The organism is Brumimicrobium glaciale (genome assembly GCF_004152935.1).
In the GTDB taxonomy this organism is placed as follows: Bacteria; Bacteroidota; Bacteroidia; order Flavobacteriales_D; family Crocinitomicaceae; genus Brumimicrobium; species Brumimicrobium glaciale.
This window is the reverse complement of record NZ_SETE01000001.1, coordinates 248,339-269,357: the sequence shown is the minus strand read 5'-3', so window position 1 is coordinate 269,357 and position 21,019 is coordinate 248,339. Positions and strand designations below refer to the sequence as shown.

Genomic DNA, 21,019 nt, shown 5'->3' with positions numbered 1-21,019 from the left:
TGAATATTCCGAGTTATTAAAGATGAATTATTTTGGCGAATACCAATATTAGCAGCTTGTCATATTGAGGTCTGAACCGTCCACATAATTCGAATAAATCACTATATTTGAGAATCCGATAAATATCGGATATCAATCGCAACTGCTTGAAGCATGATGAAACAATACAAACCCACTTTACCACAATAATACATTAGCATTTAATTATGATCACAGGAGAATTAAAATCACAAGTTGATAAAATCTGGGAGGCTTTCTGGACTGGAGGTGTATCTAACCCAATGACAGTTATTGAACAGTTTACTTACTTGTTGTTTATTCGTCGTTTGGATGAACGCCAATTGCTAGAAGAAAAGAAAGCCAACATGATTGGTGCTTCGACTTCGCTCAGCACCCTGTTTTACAATAAACAGGAAAAAGAACTGCGTTGGCACCATTTCAAGAATTTAGAGCCTGAATCTATGTTCAACCTTTTCACAAAAACGACAGAAGATAGACCTTTAACTGTATTCAATCACATGAAAGAGTTGGGCGAAAAGGCAGGTGTGTTTGCGAAATATATGAAAGGGGCAACTTTTATGATTCCAACTCCAAAATTGTTGGACTTGGTGATTCAAATGATTGATAAAATCAAAATGGACGACCGTGATACCAAAGGAGATTTATACGAATACCTACTTTCTAAAATTGCCTCAGCAGGAACGAATGGACAATTCCGAACTCCGCGCCACGTAATTCGTATGATGGTGGACATGGTTCAACCGAAAAAAGACGATGTGATTTGTGATCCTTCTTGTGGAACTGCTGGATTTCTCGTTTCTACGGGAGAATATTTATACGAAAATCATGAAGATTGGTTTATAGATGAAGAGTTCCGTGAGCACTTCAATAAAAAAATGTTTAACGGATTAGAATTTGACAATACTATGTTGCGAATTGGTGCAATGAACCTACAATTACACGGAATTGAAAATCCTGAATTAATTGGAGTTGATGCATTAAGTGAAGCCAATAAAATTTCCGAAAAATACTCCCTGATTCTAGCCAATCCTCCATTTAAAGGAAGTTTGGATTATGATGGTGTTGAACCTTCTTTATTGAGCGTAGCCAAAACCAAGAAAACTGAACTCCTCTTTTTGAGTTTAATGCTAAGAATGCTGAAAACTGGTGGACGAGCAGCGGTTATTGTACCTGATGGCGTATTGTTTGGAAGTTCAAATGCACATAAAGCTATTCGTCAGGAAATAATTGAAGGACACAAATTGGATGCGGTAATTTCTATGCCAAGCGGAGTGTTTAAACCTTATGCAGGAGTTAGTACAGCAGTTTTATTCTTCACAAAAACCAATTCAGGAGGAACAGACAATGTTTGGTTCTACGACATGGAAGCCGATGGTTACAGTTTAGACGATAAACGCGCAGAAATAAAAAACAACGATATCCCCGACATTGTAGCACGTTTTCATTCCTTGGCGCACCCAGACAATGGGGCGACTGAGCGTAGCCGAAGCCGTACCGACAAATCATTCCTCGTTCCTTTCGAAGAAATCAAAGCCAACGATTGGGATTTATCTATTAACCGCTACAAGGAAATTGTGTACGAAGAAATTGAATACGCTCCACCAGCAGAATTGATTGCAGATATCAAGCAATTGGATGAAGAAAGAAATGAAGCGTTGAAGGAATTAGAAAATTTGTTGGGATGATGGAGAAAGAAAAGATTGGAAATATTACTGAAAAAGTAAGTAAATGGGATCCACGCAAGGATGCTTTAAACCAGTTTATTTCATATATCGATTTATCATCAGTTGATAAAGACCTCAAAAAAATAAACAATGATAAAATTGAAGTTATAAAAGGAGAAGATGCACCTAGCCGAGCAAGACAATTAGTTAAGCAAAATGACATATTAGTCTCTACGGTTAGACCTAATTTGAACGGGGTTGCTATAATCGAAGAAGATTATGATAACGCCACAGCATCCACAGGTTATAGTGTATTAAGATGTAAAGAGAATTGTTATTTCAGATATTTATATTTCTGGACTTTAACACCTGCTTTTGTTGAAGATATGATAAATAAAGCCAGTGGTGCTAGTTACCCTGCTGTTTCAGATAGAATTATCAAAGAATCAAAAATCCCTCTCCCTCCTCTCCCAACACAAAAAAAGATAGCCGCTATACTTGATGCAGCAGATGCTTACCGCCAAAAAACCAAAGCACTCATTAAGAAATACGATGAATTGTCGCAAAGTTTATTTTTGGATATGTTTGGGGATCCGGTGGTGAATCCGAAGGGTTGGGAGAAGAAAGAACTAGGATTGATAACACATTTAAAAGCTGGAAACTTTGTTAGCGCTTCAGAAATTAATTCAATAAAAAGTGTAGACCTATATCCATGTTATGGAGGCAATGGTTTAAGAGGTTTCGTTCAATCCTATACTCATGATGGTAACTTTGTTTTAATCGGAAGACAAGGCGCTCTATGTGGTAATGTAAAGACAGTAAATGGTAAGTTCCATGCAACTGAACACGCAATAGTATGTTCCCAAAAAATGGAATACAACACACTCTGGCTTTACTATTTACTTGACCTACTGAATTTGAATAAACATGCAACTGGAGCCGCTCAACCAGGTCTTAATGTTGGTACTTTAAACAAGTTAGATGTTGTTTACGCTCCCTTTGGCCTCCAAAACCAATTTGCAGACCGAATTCAAAAAATAGAAGTACAAAAAGCCCAAGCACAAGAGAGCTTGGTAAAAGCAGAGGAATTGTTTAATAGTTTGTTAGGACGGGCGTTTAAAGGGGAGATAAACTAATGCAAGAGAAAGATGAAATATTCATAGACCTTGATTGGTCTGGGGAAATAGTTGATAAAAAATTCAATGAAGATATTATTCTTGATTTCAGTTTAACAAAACACACCTTTAAAAGGCAAAGACGATTAGTTTTTAAAAATGTAACCTTCAATGGTAAATTTAATTTTATCAATTTTAGTTCTGATCATTTACAAAGTATTGAATTTGAAGAGTGCGTCTTTTTAAACGATGTGATTTTCAAAAATATTTCTGCAATAAATTTATATTTCCTGATTAGTAATTGCACTTTCTATCCTAAATTTCAGCTTATATTAATTGACTTCAAAATAAGAATCTTAGAATTAGATGAAAATGAAATTGAAATTTGTAAACTAAAAAATATCGTTTCAAGTGATTTACAAATCAACAACTGCTCAGTAAGAAATCATTTATCATTATATGACATAGAATGTGATCATGCTGAAATAATAAATGACGAAGGAAAGATCTGTAACCGTTTTATTATAAATTCACCAAAAATTACAAGAATTATAATAGAAGCTAAAGATATTATTAACTCTCTTATAATATCAGAAATTCAAACAGCCTTTATCTCTGGCGATTTTAATAAAATCAGTATATCTGCTAGCGATTTTACAAGTATAGAAATAAGTAACCTTACTGGAAAAGGCTACACAAACAAACCAGCGAAAATAGGTGAAATAAAGTTCCAAGACACTAATTTCAAAGGTTTACTAACGCTAGAAGATTTAGAAATAGAGAATTTAGTCTTCGCTGGTTTAAATATGTCAAATGGAAGTGTTCGATTTAATGAGACAACCATTAAGGATACAAGCATCTATGATTGTACTATTTCTAATTTTTATTGGAATCAGGTAAAATTCATTAACCCACCTGAAATAATACGTTCAGATGTGAGTGAGTTAAAAATGGCAAATGTTTTTTGGCAAAATGACAAGCGATTGAAGAATAGTTTTTTAGGTGAAAAAATTCCTCTTTTCTATGGTCTAAGAAAAAAATGGTTAAAAAAATCTAACAAAGATTTCGATAATATAAATATAAGTGAACTCAAATATCAAATAGAAACATATCGTCAGCTAAAAGCGGCTTCTATTTCAAATCATAATCCGATAGAAGGATTGACTTTTTATCGCAATGAAATGAAATTGTATTGGAAGTTGATACGCATTGAAGGTGGAATACCATGGTATGACCGTTTTCTTGTTTTCCTGAATAGAATAATTTCGGACTTTGGTCAAAATTGGTTTCTGCCTTTACTGTGGATAACCCTTACGACTAGTATATTTTATTTTACAATTGACCAACCAACTTTGAGCTATAAACCTTTAGATATCTGGAATGGTATATTAGAAGTTTTGTATTATGTTAATCCTGTTAGAAAAGTTGATGAAAGCCTATCGAAAGCTGCACAAGGTTTAGATGTACTTTTCAGGGTATTCAACGCGTATTTTATTTATCATTTTATTAGAGCTTCAAGGAAGTTTGGGAAGGTTTAAAAAAAGTAGAAAATGGACGAAAAAATAGTTACAGAAATAGCAAAATCTATCCCTGATTCAGCATGGAATAGATTGGTGCAAACAGCTTGTGATACTTTTGAAAAAGCAGTGGCTCCACTCACAGAATCAACTAGTGGAATTGGCCGTTTAATCAAAGCAAAGTTTGACAGACTATTAAATGAAGAGAAAGTATTAGTTGCCGAGACATTCGCTAAAGCCAAGCAGAAAATAACTGAGTCTAGCAAAGAAATGAAAGGGCATCATAACCTCAATATTGTACTTCAAGTTGTACAAGAATCTTGTAAACAAACAGATGAAAAATTGAGAGATTTATGGGCTAATCTTTTAGCTACTGAACTTACGGAAGGAGGCGTTCATCCTGAAATTGTAAGTATTTTAAAACGCATTAGTTCTGATGACGCAAGAGTTTTACTGAAGGTTTCTGAGAACTCGCCAAAAATAAACCAAAAATTTATTGAAACCTTAGGTCACGCATTTTCAGGAATGAGCCCTGTAACCATCTATAGGTCAAAAGAAGATTCTTTTAGTGAAAAATTGCTTGAACGCTTGGGGTTAATCAAAAAAGAAATACCTCATTGGAAATTAACAGAAATAGGGATTGGTTTTCTTGAAGTTGTTTCGGGCATTTCAAGTTCTGATGAGGAGATAAGTAACGACCAATTTCCAACTCATCGAGAGTAAATAAAAAAGAAATGTAAAACAACTTAGAGATGCTACATTCCATTCAAAATATCGAAATAGTATTCGATACAGGCGACAAACCTGTATTAGCAGAATGTAATGATTTAAACTCGTGTGTCATAAAGTAGAATAATGCAGGATTACTTCAAAAGATATATTAACTGAACTTCAGTAAACTACACTTAAATTTCAATAATAATTGTTATATTTAAAAAGTACAATCGTTAAATAACCACAAAGGGGATTAACTTAAAAGTGAATTCTCTTGCAATTAACTTAAAAGTGAATATATTTGCAACCATCAAAACTGCACAATCGTTTAATAAGGTAACTTATTATACAGTAAAATTTGAAAATGAAGAGTATTCTGAATTTGAGAAATTTATTATTGGGCATAGGAATTTGAGCGAGATTCACAATGAGTACAATGATTTAATGTCACTAATTAAAAGATTAGGAAATGAAATTGGAGCACTTGAGCGTTATTTTTCGAGAAAAGAAAGAAAAGCCGAAGCCCTTCCACCAGAATGGAATAAACTAAGATCCCATGAAAGAAAACTTCATATCAAATATCATCACAACCTTCGATTGTATTGCATGCGCATAAGCGATGAAGTTGTGTTTTTATTTAATGGTGGAATAAAAACACCAGGGAAAATTACAGCACAAGAATGCAAGGTAGTTCGTCAATATTTTCGAATGGCAAACAAACTAGCTACATGCATTGAGGAAGCAATGAAAGAAGGAGAAATCAGCTTTCATGGAAAAAGAATAAAAATAGAAGAAGATTACGAATTAATACTTTGAGAAATGAGCGATTTAATCACAAATGCATTTAATGAGATTGATCCTAGAAACGAAAAGTTTATAGAGAAAAACACAGATATAGTAGAGGAGATTTATGCCTTAATGGAACAACATGGAGTCAATTCTCAAAAAGAACTAGCCAAATTGCTAGGGAAGAAAGAATCAGAAGTAAGTAAACTTTTAACAGGGATTCAAAACATGACTTTGCGTTCGATTACTAATTTGGAAGTTGCGCTTGGAACAGATATTATTATGACTGCTTCGAAAGCAAAAGAGAAGTTTGATAGGATGAATTATATGGTATGCCTCAAACAGACTCAAACTGTATCAAACAACGAAATGCCTACAAATAAGGTGGATTTCCAAATGGGAAAAATGAATGGTTTTAAATTAAAAATAGCCTAATGAAATCAAAAGTTGATGCTGATAAAATAAATTTACTTTTTGTAAAGACACTAAAGTCTAACATTGAGGTAGGTTCTAATTTTATTAAAAAAGAAGGTCAAGAATATCATTTATCTCTTGGTCAAGATTCTGGTTTAAATCTTGATGAAAAGAAAATTGCCTTTACACTTAAAGTTTTAATTGAGTTCCCCAATAAAAACGAAGACGCGAAAGCACAAGCTGAATTTGTGCTGCAATTTTTATTTGAGATAGAAAACCTAGACAAATTAGCTACACTAGATAACGATGGTGCGATCACCGTTTCAGGAGAACTCTCCATGACTTTAGCTGGGATTTCATATTCAACCGCAAGAGGAATAATATTAAACACTACAGAGCAAAGTACAATTCGAGGTATTTTACTTCCGGTTATTAGCCCTGCAAAATTATTTTCCGAAGGAAAAATTCAACTGTAGGAACCACTTTTTTGTTTGTTTTCATTTATACTTTAAATATTGAAGTGATTTAAAGGGCCGTTTTCTCAGGAAAATCACTATTTTCAGCGAGTAATTTAAACAACATTATTCTTGCAAACCAACTTCCACTTTCTCCAAGAATGGCCTGAGATACAACAGGAATGCACAAATGCAGAAGCGCATGTGTATAAGCAACCACGTTTTTCGGCAATTCTATGTCGCAGTGCATTGGAGAAAATGGTGCATTGGATTTATGAAAATGATAGTGAACTAGAATTACCTTATGACACAAAACTCAGTTCGTTAATTCATGAATATGAGTTTTCGGCAAATATAGGAGATGCCTTATTTCGGCAAATTAATCTTATTCGCAAGATTGGAAACTCGGGAGCACATGGTAAAAAAGTGAGTGCTTATAGCGCAACAATTGCCATAAAAGCTTTGCATTCTTTCGCAGCTTATCTTTCTCAATATTATGGAGAAGAAATTCATACCATTGATTTATTTGATGAGTCTCTACTCAAACAAGAAAGCGAAGAAAAGTTGCTTAAACAACAGTTGGAGCTTTTACAAAAACAACTAGAAGCCCAGGAAGATGCTTTCCGAAAGGAACAGCGTGCATTGAAAGAGAAAATCAATGATTCTGAGGAAGAAAAAGAGAAGCTCAAAGCAGCACAGCAAAAACCAACAAAGCGCCGAGAGGAACGTGAGAAAAGTTTAGGTCTTAACAAAGCGATTCCAGCGAATATTCCAGAAAGTGTTACACGTAAAGTATACATCGATATTTTACTCAAAGAAGCGGGTTGGGACAATTTGCATGAAGGTTATGAACTAGAATACGAAGTTACAGGCATGCCTAAGAACATTAATCGAAGTGGATTAGGTTATGTAGATTATGTTTTGTGGGGCGATGATGGCTTACCGCTTGCTGTTGTTGAAGCAAAGAAAACCATGATTGGTGCAGATAAAGGTCGACAACAAGCAGTTTTATATGCCGATTGTTTGGAAAAAATGACTGGTCGCCGCCCAATTATTTTTTACACCAATGGATTTGAATCCTATATATGGGACGATGCTTTTTGGACACCACGCTCAATTGATGGTTTTTATACCAAAGACGAATTACAATTGATGATTGACCGCCGTTCTTCACGAAAAGATTTGCGTCAGTTTCAAATTGATCCAGATATTGCAGGAAGACCTTACCAAATTGAAGCAATTCAGCGAATTTCAGAGCGTTTTTGTGGTGAAGTGAATGGAACAGTAAAAGGCCGTTATAGAAGAGGATTGTTAGTCATGGCAACTGGTTCGGGAAAAACCCGTACTGCAGCTTCTATCATAGATATGCTCACGAAATGTAATTGGGCAAAGCGTATCTTGTTTTTGGCCGACCGAAATGCATTGGTTACCCAAGCAAAGAAATCGATCAGCACCAATTTACCGCATTTATCCAGCATTGATCTCACCAAGGAAAAGGAGGACAACGGAACACGAATGGTGTTTTCTACTTATCCCACCATAATGAACAAGATTGATAGTGTAAAATCAGATGATGAACGTTTTTACGGAGTTGGTCACTTTGATGTTATCTTTATTGATGAGGCACACCGTTCGGTTTATCAGAAATACAAAGCTATATTCGATTACTTCGATGCCATGGTTGTTGGTTTAACCGCAACTCCAAAGAAAGACGTCGATTTCAATACCTACGAACTTTTTGACATTGAAGATGATAATCCAACTTTCGCCTATGAATTAAATCAAGCCGTTAATGATAAATACTTAGTCCCCCCAAAAGCGGCATCTGTTCCGTTGAAGTTTATGCGAGAAGGAATTAAGTATAAAGATTTAACACCTGCAGAACAAAAAGAATACGAAGAGAAATTTGGAGATCCTACGGACAGTCAAATGGATGAAATAGGGAGTGAAGCCTTATATAAATGGTTATTCAACACCAACACGGTTGATAAAGTGCTAGATCATTTGATGTCTAACGGCATTAAAGTAGAAGGAGGTGATAAAATTGGAAAAACCATCATATTTGCTAAAAATCATAATCATGCTGTTTTCATAGAAGAACGGTTTAACAAAAACTATCCAGAATTTGGAGGAAATCTTTTACGTGTCATCGATAACTACGAACCGAAAGCACAAGATTTATTAGATCGTTTTTGTAATGACATTAAAGAAGAAGATCCTCAAATTGCTGTTTCAGTGGATATGATGGATACAGGAGTAGATGCGCCACGTGTGGTAAATCTTGTTTTCTTTAAACCCGTAAAATCTGCCTCTAAATTTTGGCAAATGATAGGTCGGGGAACTCGTTTACGTCCAGATTTATTTGGTCCTGGCGAGCATAAAACTGAATTTATTATTTTCGATTTCTGTCAGAATTTTGAGTTTTTCGATGAGCATCCAGATGGAGTAGAAACGAGAGCATCAAAACCTGTGTCTCAAAAGATATTTGAAGCAAAATTAGAAGTTGCCCAATTGATTGACGAAGCAGCGAGTGCCACCGAAGAAGATAAACAATTACGTATTCAGTATTTAGATGAATTGCACAATTCCATTGCTACACTGAATCAAAAACGGTTTGTAGTAAGAAAAGAACTGCGTAAAGTAAATGAATATACGGAAAGAGAACGATGGAATCAATTGACAAAAGGAGACGTAATTGATATAAGTTCTCATTTAACACATCTCCCGGAGCCAGAAGGAAATGATGAATTAGCCAGGCGCTTTGATTTACTAGCTTTGACCATTCAGTTGTGCATGCTCACGAATACTGATGATACGAAATACATCAATCGTGTGGTGAATGTAGCCACAGGATTAAGTAAATTATCGAATGTTCCTGTCGTAAAATTGCAAATGCCGTTAATTGATAGTTTACAGACAGAAGTGTATTGGATCAACAAGTCGCTAGGCCGAGTTGAAGAAATGCGAAGCGCACTTAGAGATTTAGTCAAGTATATTGAGTACGAAAAAATAGAAAACGTTTATACTTCCTTTGAAGACGAAATCGACACATCGAACATTGAAGTAAGAGAAGTTGTTCCTCAATATCAAAATTTGCAAGGCTACAAAGACAGAGTTGCGAAGTACATTCGTGAGAATAAAGATCATTTGGTGATTCACAAAATCACCCACAATGTTCCTATTACGAAAAAGGAATTGCTACAATTGGAAAATCTATTGTTTGATGGTGAAAACATTGGTACAAGAGAAGAATACGAGACCAATTATGGCGATCAACCTTTGGGCACTTTCATACGCAGCATCCTGGGAATGGATATTGAAGCAGCCAATGCCGTCTTTGCAGGATTCATAAACTCCTCAACCCTTTCTGCAAATCAAATGACTTTTATCAATAAAATAGTTCAGTTTCTCACAAAAAATGGACGTATTGATAAACACATGCTCTTCGAACCACCATTTACTGAACAACACCAGGATGGAGTTATAGGAATATTCGATGATGCACAAGCCACCAAGATTATTTCTATTGTTCAAAAAGTGAATGACTACACTGGTGATGGAGCTGGATAGTTTTCAAAATAAATAAACATTATTTTATTCCATATCCTCCCTCTGTATCTCTCCGTCAGCTGACGGAAGAGGCGCTTCGATTTAACATTGACTACTAATTTATTCACCACAATAATCAATTAGCTCATAAAAACACGAAACATCTGCATTTAAGCATCCACCAAAAAAATCCGTGAAAACCCGCGCTGCTTGCAGTTCTGCTTATTTAATAGCGGTGACTGAGCGAAGTCGAAGGCCCGCGTTCCGTCATCCCAACCACCCCAACTCCAAACAATTGTCAGAAAATCACCAACTAACATCATATTAACACCAAATATTCTATTCTCAGAACTATATATCTTATATTTGCAGTCTCAAAAAAACTGTAATAAATGAGCGCATTTTCAAAACGACACATAGGTCCTTCAGAGGACGAGAAATCGGCAATGTTAGCTGAAATCGGAGTAAATTCAATTGACGAATTGATGGAACTAACCGTTCCCAAAGATATTCGATTAAAGAATGAATTAAGGATTGACACTGCCCTTACGGAAAAGCAGTATTTAGATCATATTGGTGAATTAGCAGTAAAAAACAAAGTATTCAAATCTTATATTGGATTGGGATATAGCGAAACAAACGTTCCACCGGTTATCCAGCGAAATGTGTTGGAGAATCCAGGATGGTACACTGCATACACACCTTATCAAGCAGAAATTGCACAAGGAAGATTGGAGGCATTATTGAACTTTCAAACCATGATCATTGATTTGACAGGTTTGGAGATTGCAAACGCTTCTTTGCTAGACGAATCAACTGCAGCAGCAGAAGCAATGATTATGTTCTATAATGCAAGATCTCGTTCTGATGTAAAAGACGAAAAAAATAAATTCTTCGTTTCTGAATTCACTTATCCTCAAACGATAGACGTAATTAAAGGAAGAGCGAAACATTTAGGAATCGAATTAATTTTTGGAGATCCAACAAATTTCGATTTAACAGACGATAAGTTTTTCGGAGCATTGGTACAATATCCAGATGTTTACGGTCGTGTTAAAGACCTTAGAGGATTCGTTGAAAGAGCAACCAAAAATGACATAAAAGTTGCAGTTGCAGCAGATATTATGTCATTGGTATTGTTAGAAGCTCCAGGTAAAATGGGAGTTGATGTTGTTTGCGGATCGACACAACGTTTTGGTGTTCCAATGGGATATGGTGGACCACATGCTGCATATTTTGCAACACGTGAAGAGTACAAAAGACACATTCCAGGTAGAATTATCGGAGTATCGAAAGATGCTGATGGAAATACTGCTTTGAGAATGGCGCTTCAAACACGTGAGCAACACATTAAAAGAGACAAAGCAACTTCAAATATTTGTACCGCACAAGCTTTATTGGCTGTTATGGCGGGAATGTATGCAGTATATCATGGACCACAAGGGTTAATTGATATCGCACAAAACATTCACAACCAAACTGCAACAATTCACAAATCAATTGAAAAAGCAGGATACAAAGTATTGCATGGTGATTATTTCGACACTTTATGGGTTGAAACTCCAGCAGGATTATCATGTGAACAATTGAGAGATGTTGCAGAAGATCACAACATAAATTTACGTTACATCAATGAAAATCAATTTTCAATTAGCGTTGGAGAAAGAACAAATGATGCTGAAGTAAAAGACTTGGTTGCTATGCTTGAAAAAGCAGCTGCTGCAAAAGCTATCGATGTTAAATTTATTTCATCTTTAGTAAATCAAGATTTAGCACGTAAAACTGAAATTTTAACGCACGCGGTGTTTAACACTTATCATTCTGAAACAAAAATGATGCGTTACATGAAGTGGTTGGAAAATAAAGACCTTTCCTTGGTTCATTCAATGATTGCTTTGGGTTCATGTACAATGAAATTGAACGCAGCAGCACAATTGATGCCGATTACTTGGCCAGAATTCTCAAATCTTCATCCTTTCGCTCCGGTAAATCAAGCAATTGGTTACCACGAAATGATCAAAGAACTGGAGAAAGATTTATGTGAAATCACAGGATTCTATGCAATGTCTATGCAGCCTAACTCAGGTGCGCAAGGAGAATATGCTGGACTAATGGTGATCAAAGCATACCATGCTTCAAACAATGAAGAACAAAGAGATATTTGTTTAATTCCTTCATCAGCACACGGAACAAACCCAGCTTCAGCAGTAATGGCTGGATTTAAAGTTGTGGTAACGAAATGTGATGACGCTGGAAATATCGACATCGAAGATTTAAGACGAAATGCTGAAAAGTACAGTGATAGATTAGGTGCTGTAATGGTAACTTATCCTTCTACTCACGGAGTTTTCGAAGCTGGAATTAGAGAAATTACACAAATCATTCATGATCATGGTGGTCAAGTTTATATGGATGGTGCAAATATGAATGCGCAAGTTGGATTAACAAATCCAGGGAATATTGGAGCAGACGTTTGTCACTTGAATTTACACAAAACATTTGCTATTCCTCATGGAGGTGGTGGGCCAGGAATGGGACCAATTGGTGTTGCAGAACACTTGGCACCTTTCATTCCAGGAAGTCAGCTTATTGATGGAGTGGGTGGGAAAAATGCAATTCACTCAATTTCTGGAGCACCTTACGGAAGTGCTTTAATTCTATTGGTTTCTTACGCTTACATCAAGATGTTAGGAACAAAAGGATTAAAACATTCTACAGAAATGGCGATTGTAAATGCAAACTACATCAAAGCGCGTTTGACCAAACATTATCCAATTTTATATTCTGGAGAAAACAATACTGTTGGACACGAAATGATTTTGGATTGTAGAGCATTTAAACGTACTGCAGGTGTTGAAGTAGCTGATATCGCAAAACGATTAATCGATTACGGATTCCATTCTCCTACTGTTTCTTTCCCAGTTGCTGGAACACTAATGATTGAGCCAACTGAGTCGGAAGACAAAGCTGAATTGGACCGTTTCTGTGAAGCAATGATCAATATCCGTAAAGAAATTCAATTTATTGAAGACGGACATGCTGATCAAGAATCAAACTTATTGAAAAATGCACCGCATACAGCTGAGTGTATCATCAACCAAGAATGGAAATACGATTACACACCAAAAGAAGCGGCTTACCCATTAGAATACTTAGTACGTAACAAATTCTGGGTTTCAGTTCGCCGTGTAGATGATGCTTATGGAGATAGAAACTTAATTTGTTCTTGTCCATCTGTTGAATCTTACAATATTGAGGAAGAGGAAGCTTTCGCATAAATATTCTTTGTAAGAAAACTTTAAAGCTTTCTTATCAAAGACTAAAATGTCAATTAGTTTTCTTGTCAAAGAATTGTAATAAATAATTTAACGCGAAGAGGGATGAAAGATTCCTTCTTCGCTTTTTTAAAAACTCAAAATGGACTACGCAATAGAAATAAAGTTTAAAGAAGTATTGGCTGAACTAGACAAGACTTTTGGAGGAGGTTTAGATGTGCAATCAATTCTATTTCTTATTGGAGTTCAAGAATTGGGGAAAGGCCATAAGAATTTCAGTAAAAGAGAAAAAACAGAACTGATGCATGTTGCAGTGTGTACTGTTTTGGAACCTTATGGTTATTACAAGACCATTGGAAGAGACGAAGACAATTGGCCGCATTTTGAATTTCTTAAGGAATTACCACCATTGGATGACCGTCAGCAACAACATTTAATGAAGGAAGCAATCATTACGTATTTCCAAGCTGAAAATAATGAAAGCATAGATAACATTGAAGTACCTGAGGTTTTGAGGTATTATGAAGAGAAAGGGTAAATGTGAGTTCATCCAAATAATTAACCTTATTTAAATTCTCAATTATCTCAAACCATCTTTAAGTTTTGATTCAGGAAACATTATAAATATTCAGCTGGATTCAACTAGTTAGCTAATTAAAATCAACTTTACACTTATAGTCAAAAACAAATCCCGAAGGGATGAAATGTGTTAACCTAAGATGTTATACCTTTTTAGAAAAAACATTGGTTAATGCATGCCGTCCTTTTCGGACTTATCCCAATTACGGTTCTTTAAAGGCACTCAGTTTTTTTTTTAAAAAATTAACCTTGTTTCTTCACATCACCACCCTCCTGCCAATTGCTAGCAAAATTCAAAAATCCACTAATCAGAGGATGTGGCATTTCTCTGGTACTACAAATTTGCGGCAAGCTCATCGATGCAACACAAAATGGTCTTGATTTTAAACTAATAATCTCTGGTTCTTCAAATTGGTTCGTTGCTTCAACATCGATTACTTCTCGTTTCAAAACGTCTAATATTTGAGGGTAAATTGAATAACGGGCGTTGGTCAACTCAATTCTATTCCTTTCATTATAAAGCGAATTCATTGATTTTGAAACTGGCTGTACTTCTACCTTTTCAAAATTATTTTCAGCAGCTAGATTGTCTGAAATTACTTTCTCTTGATTTGGGTTTAGATTATACAACTTAATAATCACCTCAAGAAATGTTTTAAATGATTCACCTGTGACGAGCAAAGCTACTTGTGAAGAAAGTACAGCTTTTATAATTCCATTGAGAAAAAAAGCATTCTCGTAGGGCCCGGGAGCGATTATCACACCTTGAAAATTACTGAATTTAGCAGGCTTTAAACTAGCGGCCTCGTGGGTGCGCATCCAATAGTAATTTACATCAATATCCAATAGCTTTGCAGAATGCTCAATTGCTAAATTCGTAGCGTGATGGGCATTGTATGTGAAATTAAAATCTCCTACAATTATTATTTTTATAGCTTCAGACATAGACAAAACAAGGTTTGCAGCGAAAAGGTATTAAAAAAAAATGGTCATTCCAATAAGAAATGACCATTATATAAGTTTTTAGAATATTTTATCTTTTGAAATAACCTTGAAATATTGCGTTTTGAATCTCGATTGTATCTGACAATACTGGATTTAACAAGTTATCGTAAAGTGAAAGGCTAAATTTCGCGACAAATTTCATGTACTGCCCTTCTTCATCAGAATCCTCTTCTAAATTAGACAATTCAAAAGTTTGAGGAAAAATAGAAGTTTCTGAACTCATCCAAACTGTTCCTTGACTATCTCTAAATACAACTTCAACTCCATCTTCAGAATCAGTTTTATACTCAATTGGAGTAGTTATTCCTGTTTTGAAAAATTCATTAAAATCTTCAATTGAAGGTCTGTCAGCATTATTAGAGCTAAAAATCAATTTCCCCAATCTCACCTGAATCATATCTTGCTGTTGTCCACTTTCTAATGAAGAGTAGTAAGCAATTTTTGAAGGCTGTGGTGAAGGCAAAATCTCTTTTGCTTGAGAAGGTTTACAATAAAAACCTTTGATGTCTTCAATGATTGTGTAATTAGCACCTTGTATATTACCTGTGAAAGAAATAGGCAATTTAGCTTCATACGTCGGCTTTGGAATTACCTCGTGCTTAACACATGAAGTTAAAAACGCTACACCTAAAATTATCGATAATGTATTAATATATTTCATAGTTGTTCATAGTTACGTGGCTAATATACGTAAAGAAAGAGTAAAAGGTTGTGTTTATCTATGGATTTATTTTCTTGAATTTGTGACATTATTTTAATTGCGCGCCAGCAAAGACTTTTAAAAGATCTTATAAATACTTTCCTCAAACCTCTCTACTCCACTATCAGCTTAGAAGTGTACTTTTTATTACCATCAAACATTTGTAAAGTGTACATTCCAGGACTCAATGAATTTACATTAACAGTATTTTTTAGTGAACTCACAGTTGATTGCAAAACAGATTTTCCCATCATGTCTAGGACATTCAAATTACATCCTTCTCCCAATGGCAAATTTGAGATTTTAAAAGTATTTGATGTTGGGTTTGGGTAGATTGAAAGTGATTCTTCTTTATTGAAATCGGAAGTGCTTAAATCTGTTGAAAGTTCTAGGATCCAGAAGTCGCTTTGACCCTTGGTAGGTTCCGTTTTGTCTCCAGAGACATCAGATTGTGATGCTCCAAAAAGTAAGAGTGAATTATTCTCAGTTTCTAAAATTGTTGGAGAAACCTCGTTTTGATCACCACCAAATTTAAATTGACTTTTTATAGACAAATCATCAGGGTCTAAAATTAGCACCCAAAAATCTAAAGTGTTATTATTTGAAGAGGTTTCAACTTCACCTGAAACATCGCTATCAGAAATCCCTGTTAAGATTAGTTCACCAGAAGGAATCAATTTCACATCATACGATTGTTCTATATTATTTCCTCCATAAGTTTTGTCAGACAAAATGTTTCCATTTTGGTCTAATTTGGTCATCCAAATATCAAAAGAACCTCTTGAGGGTTCTGTTTTCGTTCCTGAAATCCCTGACAAAGAATAACCTATTACAAAGACTTGATTATCTATTAAAATTAAATTACTACTCAAATCACCATTATCTCCACCTATTGTTTTATCCCACAGTAAATTTCCGTTAGTATCAAGCATTAAAACCCACATATCATAGCTTCCATAGCTTGCTCCAGTTTTAAGACCTGAAATTGGTGATTTAGAAGAGCCTGAAATAAATATATTTTCATTTTCATCTATCACAATTGAAGTCGCTCCATCTTCATCATTTCCACCAAATGTTTTGTCCCAAAGTACATTTCCATTTCCATCAATTTTAACTAACCAATAATCAGATAAGCCATAAGTATCTTCTGTTTTATTTCCAGAAATAGGAGAATCAGAAGTCCCAACTAACAAAACAGAACCATCTGCCAATTCTATCATATCGCTAAGGTACTCATTCCCTGAACCACCATAAGTTTTCTGCCAAATTTCATTTCCTATGTCATCCATTTTAATAATCCAGAAATCGACACCTCCTTTATTAAGTGACGTTTTATTTCCACTAACACCTGAGCTAGAATAAGAGCCAACTAAAACACTTCCATCTGAAGTTCCAATCATTTTAGCGAATAAATCATCAGAATTTCCTCCAAAACTTTTTTGCCATTCTAGAGAATTACTATTATCTAATGAGAGAATCCACAAGTCAGACCCTCCATAATTAGCGGAGGTTTTATCTCCAGAATTTTCTGAATATGAATCCCCTCCAATAATTGTTTCATTATTAATTCGAATTCCTCCTCGAGCTAAGTCATTATAATCCCCACCAAAAACATATTGGCTTGTGATTTGGAGAGTTTGAGAGTTCGCTATAAATGCTAAGAGAAAAGATAAAAGAAGTAATGTTTTTTTCATAATGATGTAATTTAAAAATTTAATCTGTTGAGTAATTATTAAAACTGATATGCCCTACTCCACTATCAGCTTAGAAGTGTACTTTTTATTACTATCAAACATTTGTAAAGTGTACATTCCGGGACTCAATGAATTTACATTAACAGTATTATTTATTGAACTCACTTTTGATTGTAAAACAGATTTTCCCATCATGTCTAGGACATTCAAATCATAGCTTTCTCCTGATGGTAAGTTTGAGATTTTAAAAGTATTTGATGTTGGATTTGGGTAGATTGAAAGTGATTCTTCTTTATTGAAATCGGAAGTGCTTAAATCTGTTGAAAGTTCTAGGATCCAGAAGTCATTCTGACCTTTATTTGGCTCGGTTTTGTCGCCAGAGATATCAGATTGTGATGCTCCAAAAAGTAAGAGTGAATTATTTTCTGTTTGTAAAATAGTTGGAGACACCTCATCTTGGTCACCTCCAAATTTAAACTGACTTTTTATTGATAAATCACTTGTATCTGCAATTATAATCCAAAAATCAAGTGAATTATTATGTGAGGAAATTTCGACCTCCCCTGATATGCCACTGTCTGAAACTCCTGCCACAAGTAATTCACCAGAATTTGTAATCATTGCTTGTGATGGTTGATCCGTGTTGTTGCCTCCACAGGTCCTATCCAGCAAAACATTTCCATCTTGGTCTAATTTAGTAACCCATATATCAAAAACACCTCGTGATGACTCTGTTTTGGTTCCAGAAATTCCTGACAAAGAATAACCTATTACATAAACCCTATTATCTGAATATATCAAATTACTACTTAAATCACCACCATTTCCACCTATAGTTTTATCCCATAATATATTCCCATTACTATCAAGTTTTAAAACCCAAATATCATAGCTTCCATAACTTCCCTCTGTTTTAAGTCCAGATATTGGAGATTTGGAAGAACCCGAAATAATTATATTTTCATTTTCATCAATTGCAACTGATGTCAAGCCTTCATCATCACTCCCTCCTATCGTTTTATCCCAAATCACATTGCCATCACCATCTATTTTCACAATCCAACAGTCAGATTGACCATAAGAATTTTCAGTTTTATCACCAGAAATAGGAGATAATGTTTGTCCAACTAATAAAATAGAACCATCGGCAAGTTCAACAATATCTCCTAAATATTCATCACCAGAACCACCATAGGATTTCTGCCAAATTTCATTTCCCAAATCATCTAATTTGATAAGCCAAAAATCGAAACCACCCTTATTTGGCGCTGTTTTATTTCCATTAATTCCAGATTCAGAAGAAGACCCAACTAATAAGTTTCCATCTGATGTTTCCATCATTTTAACCATTAAATCATTAGAAGCTCCACCAAAATTATTTTGCCATTCTAGAGAATTACTATTATCTAATGAGAGAATCCACAAGTCAGACCCTCCATAATTAGCAGTAGTTTTATCTCCAGAAGAACCAGAATATGAATCCCCTCCGATTATTGTTTTATTATTGACCCTAATCCCAGAACGCGCAAAATCGTTCAAATCTCCACCGATAACGTATTGGCTGGTGATTTGGAGGGTTTGGGAGATGGAGAATAATGAGAGAAATAATACTGAAAGAAGTAATGTTAATTTCATAATGATGTAGTTTAAAAAAATAGAGTGCTTGCCATATGTATAGCACTCCAAATTTAATAAACATTTTACTCTAAAGTAATTTATAGCAAAGTACTTTTCTTACCCCGACATAAACCCCGGCAACACCAAACCTAACTTCTTAGCAATGTGTTCAATCATCACTCTTTGATAAGAAAGCAATACTTGCTCGCCAGTTACATACTCCACCATTTTTCTATTAGAAAGGAAATAGTTGCTGTAATTTTCACCCAATTCGGTTTTTAATTCTTCTTTAATAGGGATAAAGAATTTATCTTTTGCAATTTGAACTCTATTTCTTTGCAGGTTCATTTTCGAACCCTGTTCGTTGGTTAGTGGTGGAATACTTGATTTGACTATTAGGGTTTCTTTCTCTTCCGAAAGGAACCTTGAAGTATGGTGACTTAGTTAAAATTTGTCCCTAAAATCATACCTATTTTTTTATCTTTTAATAATATTGTATCTTTGATTAAAACAGTAAAAATGACATCAATAACATTGAGTGGAAAATCGAAAAGTAAACTAAAGTTAATTGAGCAATTAGCTAAAGAGTTGGGATTAACGATTGAAAAAGAGCCGAACAAAGAAACTATAAAAGCAATGGTAGAAGCTAATTCTGGAAAAGGATTGACTAGAGTAAAAAGTTTTAAAGAATATAAAGAAGCTACTGCATAGATTTAGCCAGCTTAAAAAACTAATCTATTTCTCACCCCAACATAAACCCCGGCAACTCCAAACCTAACTTCTTAGCAATATGTTCAATCATCACTCTTTGATAAGAAAGCAATACTTGCTCGCCGGTTACATACTCCACCATTTTGCGGTTAGAAAGAAAATAATTACTGTAATTTTCACCGAAGTCATTCTTTACTTCTTCTTTTAGGGGAGTGAAAAAGTTTTCTTTTACGTCTTGAACGCGTCTTCTGTTGTTGCTGATTTTTATTCGCTGTTCGTTCGTTAACGTTGGAATGCTGGATTGTCCCATCGTGATTCTGTTCTCTTGAATCTCCTTTTCTGCTTCTTCTAAAAGTGCTTCTATTTTATGTTGAACTTTCTCCACTTTTAGTTTTGGGTGAACACCTTTTAGTGCTGTCCATTCTGAAACTTTTTTAGGCTTAGTAGCCAAAAGGAAAGCTATCTTTTTATCTAGCACTTTATATGTTGGTCTACTTAATGAAGCGCCAAGTTCTTCTCGGTAATCCATTATTTTTTCGAAACGTATCCATTCTCTAAGGGAAAGTAGTTTCTGATCTTTCTTTGTTAAATACGCCACTTTTTCACCACCCGACCAATCGTAATTTTTAAAAGCTTCCATTTCTTCAACAAACCAATTGCTGCGATTTTCTTCTTCTAATTTCTTAATTAATTCATTTTTAAGCGCTGGAAGGTGAAATACATCTTCTGCAGCATAAACATGTTGTTGCTCAGTTAACGGTCGCTGAAACCAATTGCTTTTCTGCTGACTAGATTTGGTATCGATTGGAAAATCTTCTCCAAGAACAGCCAATAAAGAATTATTTAATGAAAGTGTTTCGTAATTCAATAAGCGCATCGCTACACCTAAATCAACAATATTGTTTGGTTTTGCACCTAAATGATGCAATAGGCGCATATCTTCATTGAAAGCAAAACAAATAATCTGAATGGATGGATTCTCGAGAATAGGAAAGATAAGTTCAATATTCAACCCTTTCAATGGATCAATTAAATAACAATTTTCTCCATCGAAAATCTGCATTAAACAAAGGTTGAAACCATATCGAAAATGATTTTTATCAAATTCTAAATCTATGCAAATCTCATTTTTGGTAGATAAAGATTTCACTACTTCCTCAAAAGAAGCTGTATTGTCGATGTATTGTATGTTTGAATTCATTA

The 21,019-nt window shown here is 34.9% G+C and carries 17 protein-coding genes; 11 read left to right on the top strand and 6 right to left on the bottom strand.

Features of this window, described 5'->3' with window-relative positions:
- Nucleotides 1-206: 206 nt before the first annotated feature.
- From ERX46_RS01055 to ERX46_RS01010, 10 genes are all read left to right on the top strand, one after another.
- Nucleotides 207-1,706 carry a type I restriction-modification system subunit M gene (locus ERX46_RS01055; RefSeq protein ID WP_130091974.1) on the top strand — a complete coding sequence of 500 codons (1,500 nt, stop codon included), beginning with the start codon at nucleotides 207-209 and terminating at the stop codon, nucleotides 1,704-1,706.
- Nucleotides 1,703-2,821 carry a restriction endonuclease subunit S gene (locus ERX46_RS01050; RefSeq protein WP_130091973.1) on the top strand — a complete coding sequence of 373 codons (1,119 nt, stop codon included), beginning with the start codon at nucleotides 1,703-1,705 and terminating at the stop codon, nucleotides 2,819-2,821. Before ERX46_RS01055 ends, ERX46_RS01050 begins: the two co-directional genes overlap by 4 nt.
- Nucleotides 2,821-4,338: a hypothetical protein gene (locus ERX46_RS01045; RefSeq protein WP_130091972.1), complete on the top strand. Its 1,518-nt coding sequence runs from the start codon at nucleotides 2,821-2,823 to the stop codon at nucleotides 4,336-4,338. The genes ERX46_RS01050 and ERX46_RS01045 overlap by 1 nt, the downstream gene beginning before the upstream one ends.
- 12 nt (nucleotides 4,339-4,350) lie before the next feature.
- Nucleotides 4,351-5,040, top strand: a complete 690-nt coding sequence (locus tag ERX46_RS01040) for an Abi-alpha family protein (protein WP_130091971.1) — start codon at nucleotides 4,351-4,353, stop codon at nucleotides 5,038-5,040.
- 282 nt (nucleotides 5,041-5,322) lie between these two features.
- Nucleotides 5,323-5,847 carry a hypothetical protein gene (locus tag ERX46_RS01035; RefSeq protein WP_130091970.1) on the top strand — a complete coding sequence of 175 codons (525 nt, stop codon included), beginning with the start codon at nucleotides 5,323-5,325 and terminating at the stop codon, nucleotides 5,845-5,847.
- 3 nt (nucleotides 5,848-5,850) lie between these two features.
- Nucleotides 5,851-6,252: a helix-turn-helix domain-containing protein gene (locus ERX46_RS01030; protein WP_130091969.1), complete on the top strand. Its 402-nt coding sequence runs from the start codon at nucleotides 5,851-5,853 to the stop codon at nucleotides 6,250-6,252.
- Nucleotides 6,252-6,707: a hypothetical protein gene (locus tag ERX46_RS01025; protein ID WP_130091968.1), complete on the top strand. Its 456-nt coding sequence runs from the start codon at nucleotides 6,252-6,254 to the stop codon at nucleotides 6,705-6,707. The genes ERX46_RS01030 and ERX46_RS01025 overlap by 1 nt, the downstream gene beginning before the upstream one ends.
- A 111-nt stretch (nucleotides 6,708-6,818) precedes the next feature.
- Entirely contained in the window at nucleotides 6,819-10,256 is a 3,438-nt protein-coding gene (locus tag ERX46_RS01020) for a DEAD/DEAH box helicase family protein (RefSeq protein ID WP_130091967.1), read from the top strand.
- 371 nt (nucleotides 10,257-10,627) lie between these two features.
- On the top strand, nucleotides 10,628-13,513 hold the full coding sequence (gcvP, locus tag ERX46_RS01015) for an aminomethyl-transferring glycine dehydrogenase (RefSeq protein ID WP_130091966.1): 2,886 nt from the start codon (nucleotides 10,628-10,630) through the stop codon (nucleotides 13,511-13,513).
- Nucleotides 13,514-13,652: 139 nt separating this feature from the next.
- Nucleotides 13,653-14,048 carry a hypothetical protein gene (locus ERX46_RS01010; protein WP_207214098.1) on the top strand — a complete coding sequence of 132 codons (396 nt, stop codon included), beginning with the start codon at nucleotides 13,653-13,655 and terminating at the stop codon, nucleotides 14,046-14,048.
- Between the two features lie 284 nt (nucleotides 14,049-14,332).
- Here ERX46_RS01010 and ERX46_RS01005 read toward each other — a convergent pair whose 3' ends face one another.
- The 5 genes from ERX46_RS01005 to ERX46_RS00985 all read right to left on the bottom strand — a co-directional run bounded on the left by ERX46_RS01005 (nucleotide 14,333) and on the right by ERX46_RS00985 (nucleotide 19,453).
- Nucleotides 14,333-15,034, bottom strand: coding sequence for a CTP synthase (locus tag ERX46_RS01005; protein WP_130091965.1), 702 nt, complete (start codon nucleotides 15,032-15,034; stop codon nucleotides 14,333-14,335).
- A gap of 88 nt (nucleotides 15,035-15,122) precedes the next feature.
- On the bottom strand, nucleotides 15,123-15,755 hold the full coding sequence (locus ERX46_RS01000; RefSeq protein ID WP_130091964.1) for a hypothetical protein: 633 nt from the start codon (nucleotides 15,753-15,755) through the stop codon (nucleotides 15,123-15,125).
- A 152-nt stretch (nucleotides 15,756-15,907) separates the two neighbouring features.
- Nucleotides 15,908-17,488 (bottom strand): T9SS type A sorting domain-containing protein, encoded by a 1,581-nt coding sequence (locus tag ERX46_RS00995; RefSeq protein ID WP_130091963.1) that lies wholly within the window; start codon nucleotides 17,486-17,488, stop codon nucleotides 15,908-15,910.
- Nucleotides 17,489-17,542: 54 nt separating this feature from the next.
- On the bottom strand, nucleotides 17,543-19,123 hold the full coding sequence (locus ERX46_RS00990; protein ID WP_130091962.1) for a T9SS type A sorting domain-containing protein: 1,581 nt from the start codon (nucleotides 19,121-19,123) through the stop codon (nucleotides 17,543-17,545).
- 99 nt (nucleotides 19,124-19,222) lie between these two features.
- Complete coding sequence (locus ERX46_RS00985) at nucleotides 19,223-19,453, bottom strand: hypothetical protein (RefSeq protein WP_130091961.1); 231 nt, start codon at nucleotides 19,451-19,453, stop codon at nucleotides 19,223-19,225.
- Nucleotides 19,454-19,624: 171 nt separating this feature from the next.
- Between ERX46_RS00985 and ERX46_RS00980 the strand changes: the two genes are divergently transcribed.
- Complete coding sequence (locus ERX46_RS00980; protein WP_130091960.1) at nucleotides 19,625-19,816, top strand: hypothetical protein; 192 nt, start codon at nucleotides 19,625-19,627, stop codon at nucleotides 19,814-19,816.
- A 31-nt stretch (nucleotides 19,817-19,847) separates the two neighbouring features.
- Here the strand turns inward: ERX46_RS00980 and ERX46_RS00975 are convergent, their stop codons facing one another.
- Nucleotides 19,848-21,017, bottom strand: coding sequence for a ribonuclease D (locus ERX46_RS00975; protein ID WP_130091959.1), 1,170 nt, complete (start codon nucleotides 21,015-21,017; stop codon nucleotides 19,848-19,850).
- Between the last annotated feature and the right edge of the window lie 2 nt (nucleotides 21,018-21,019).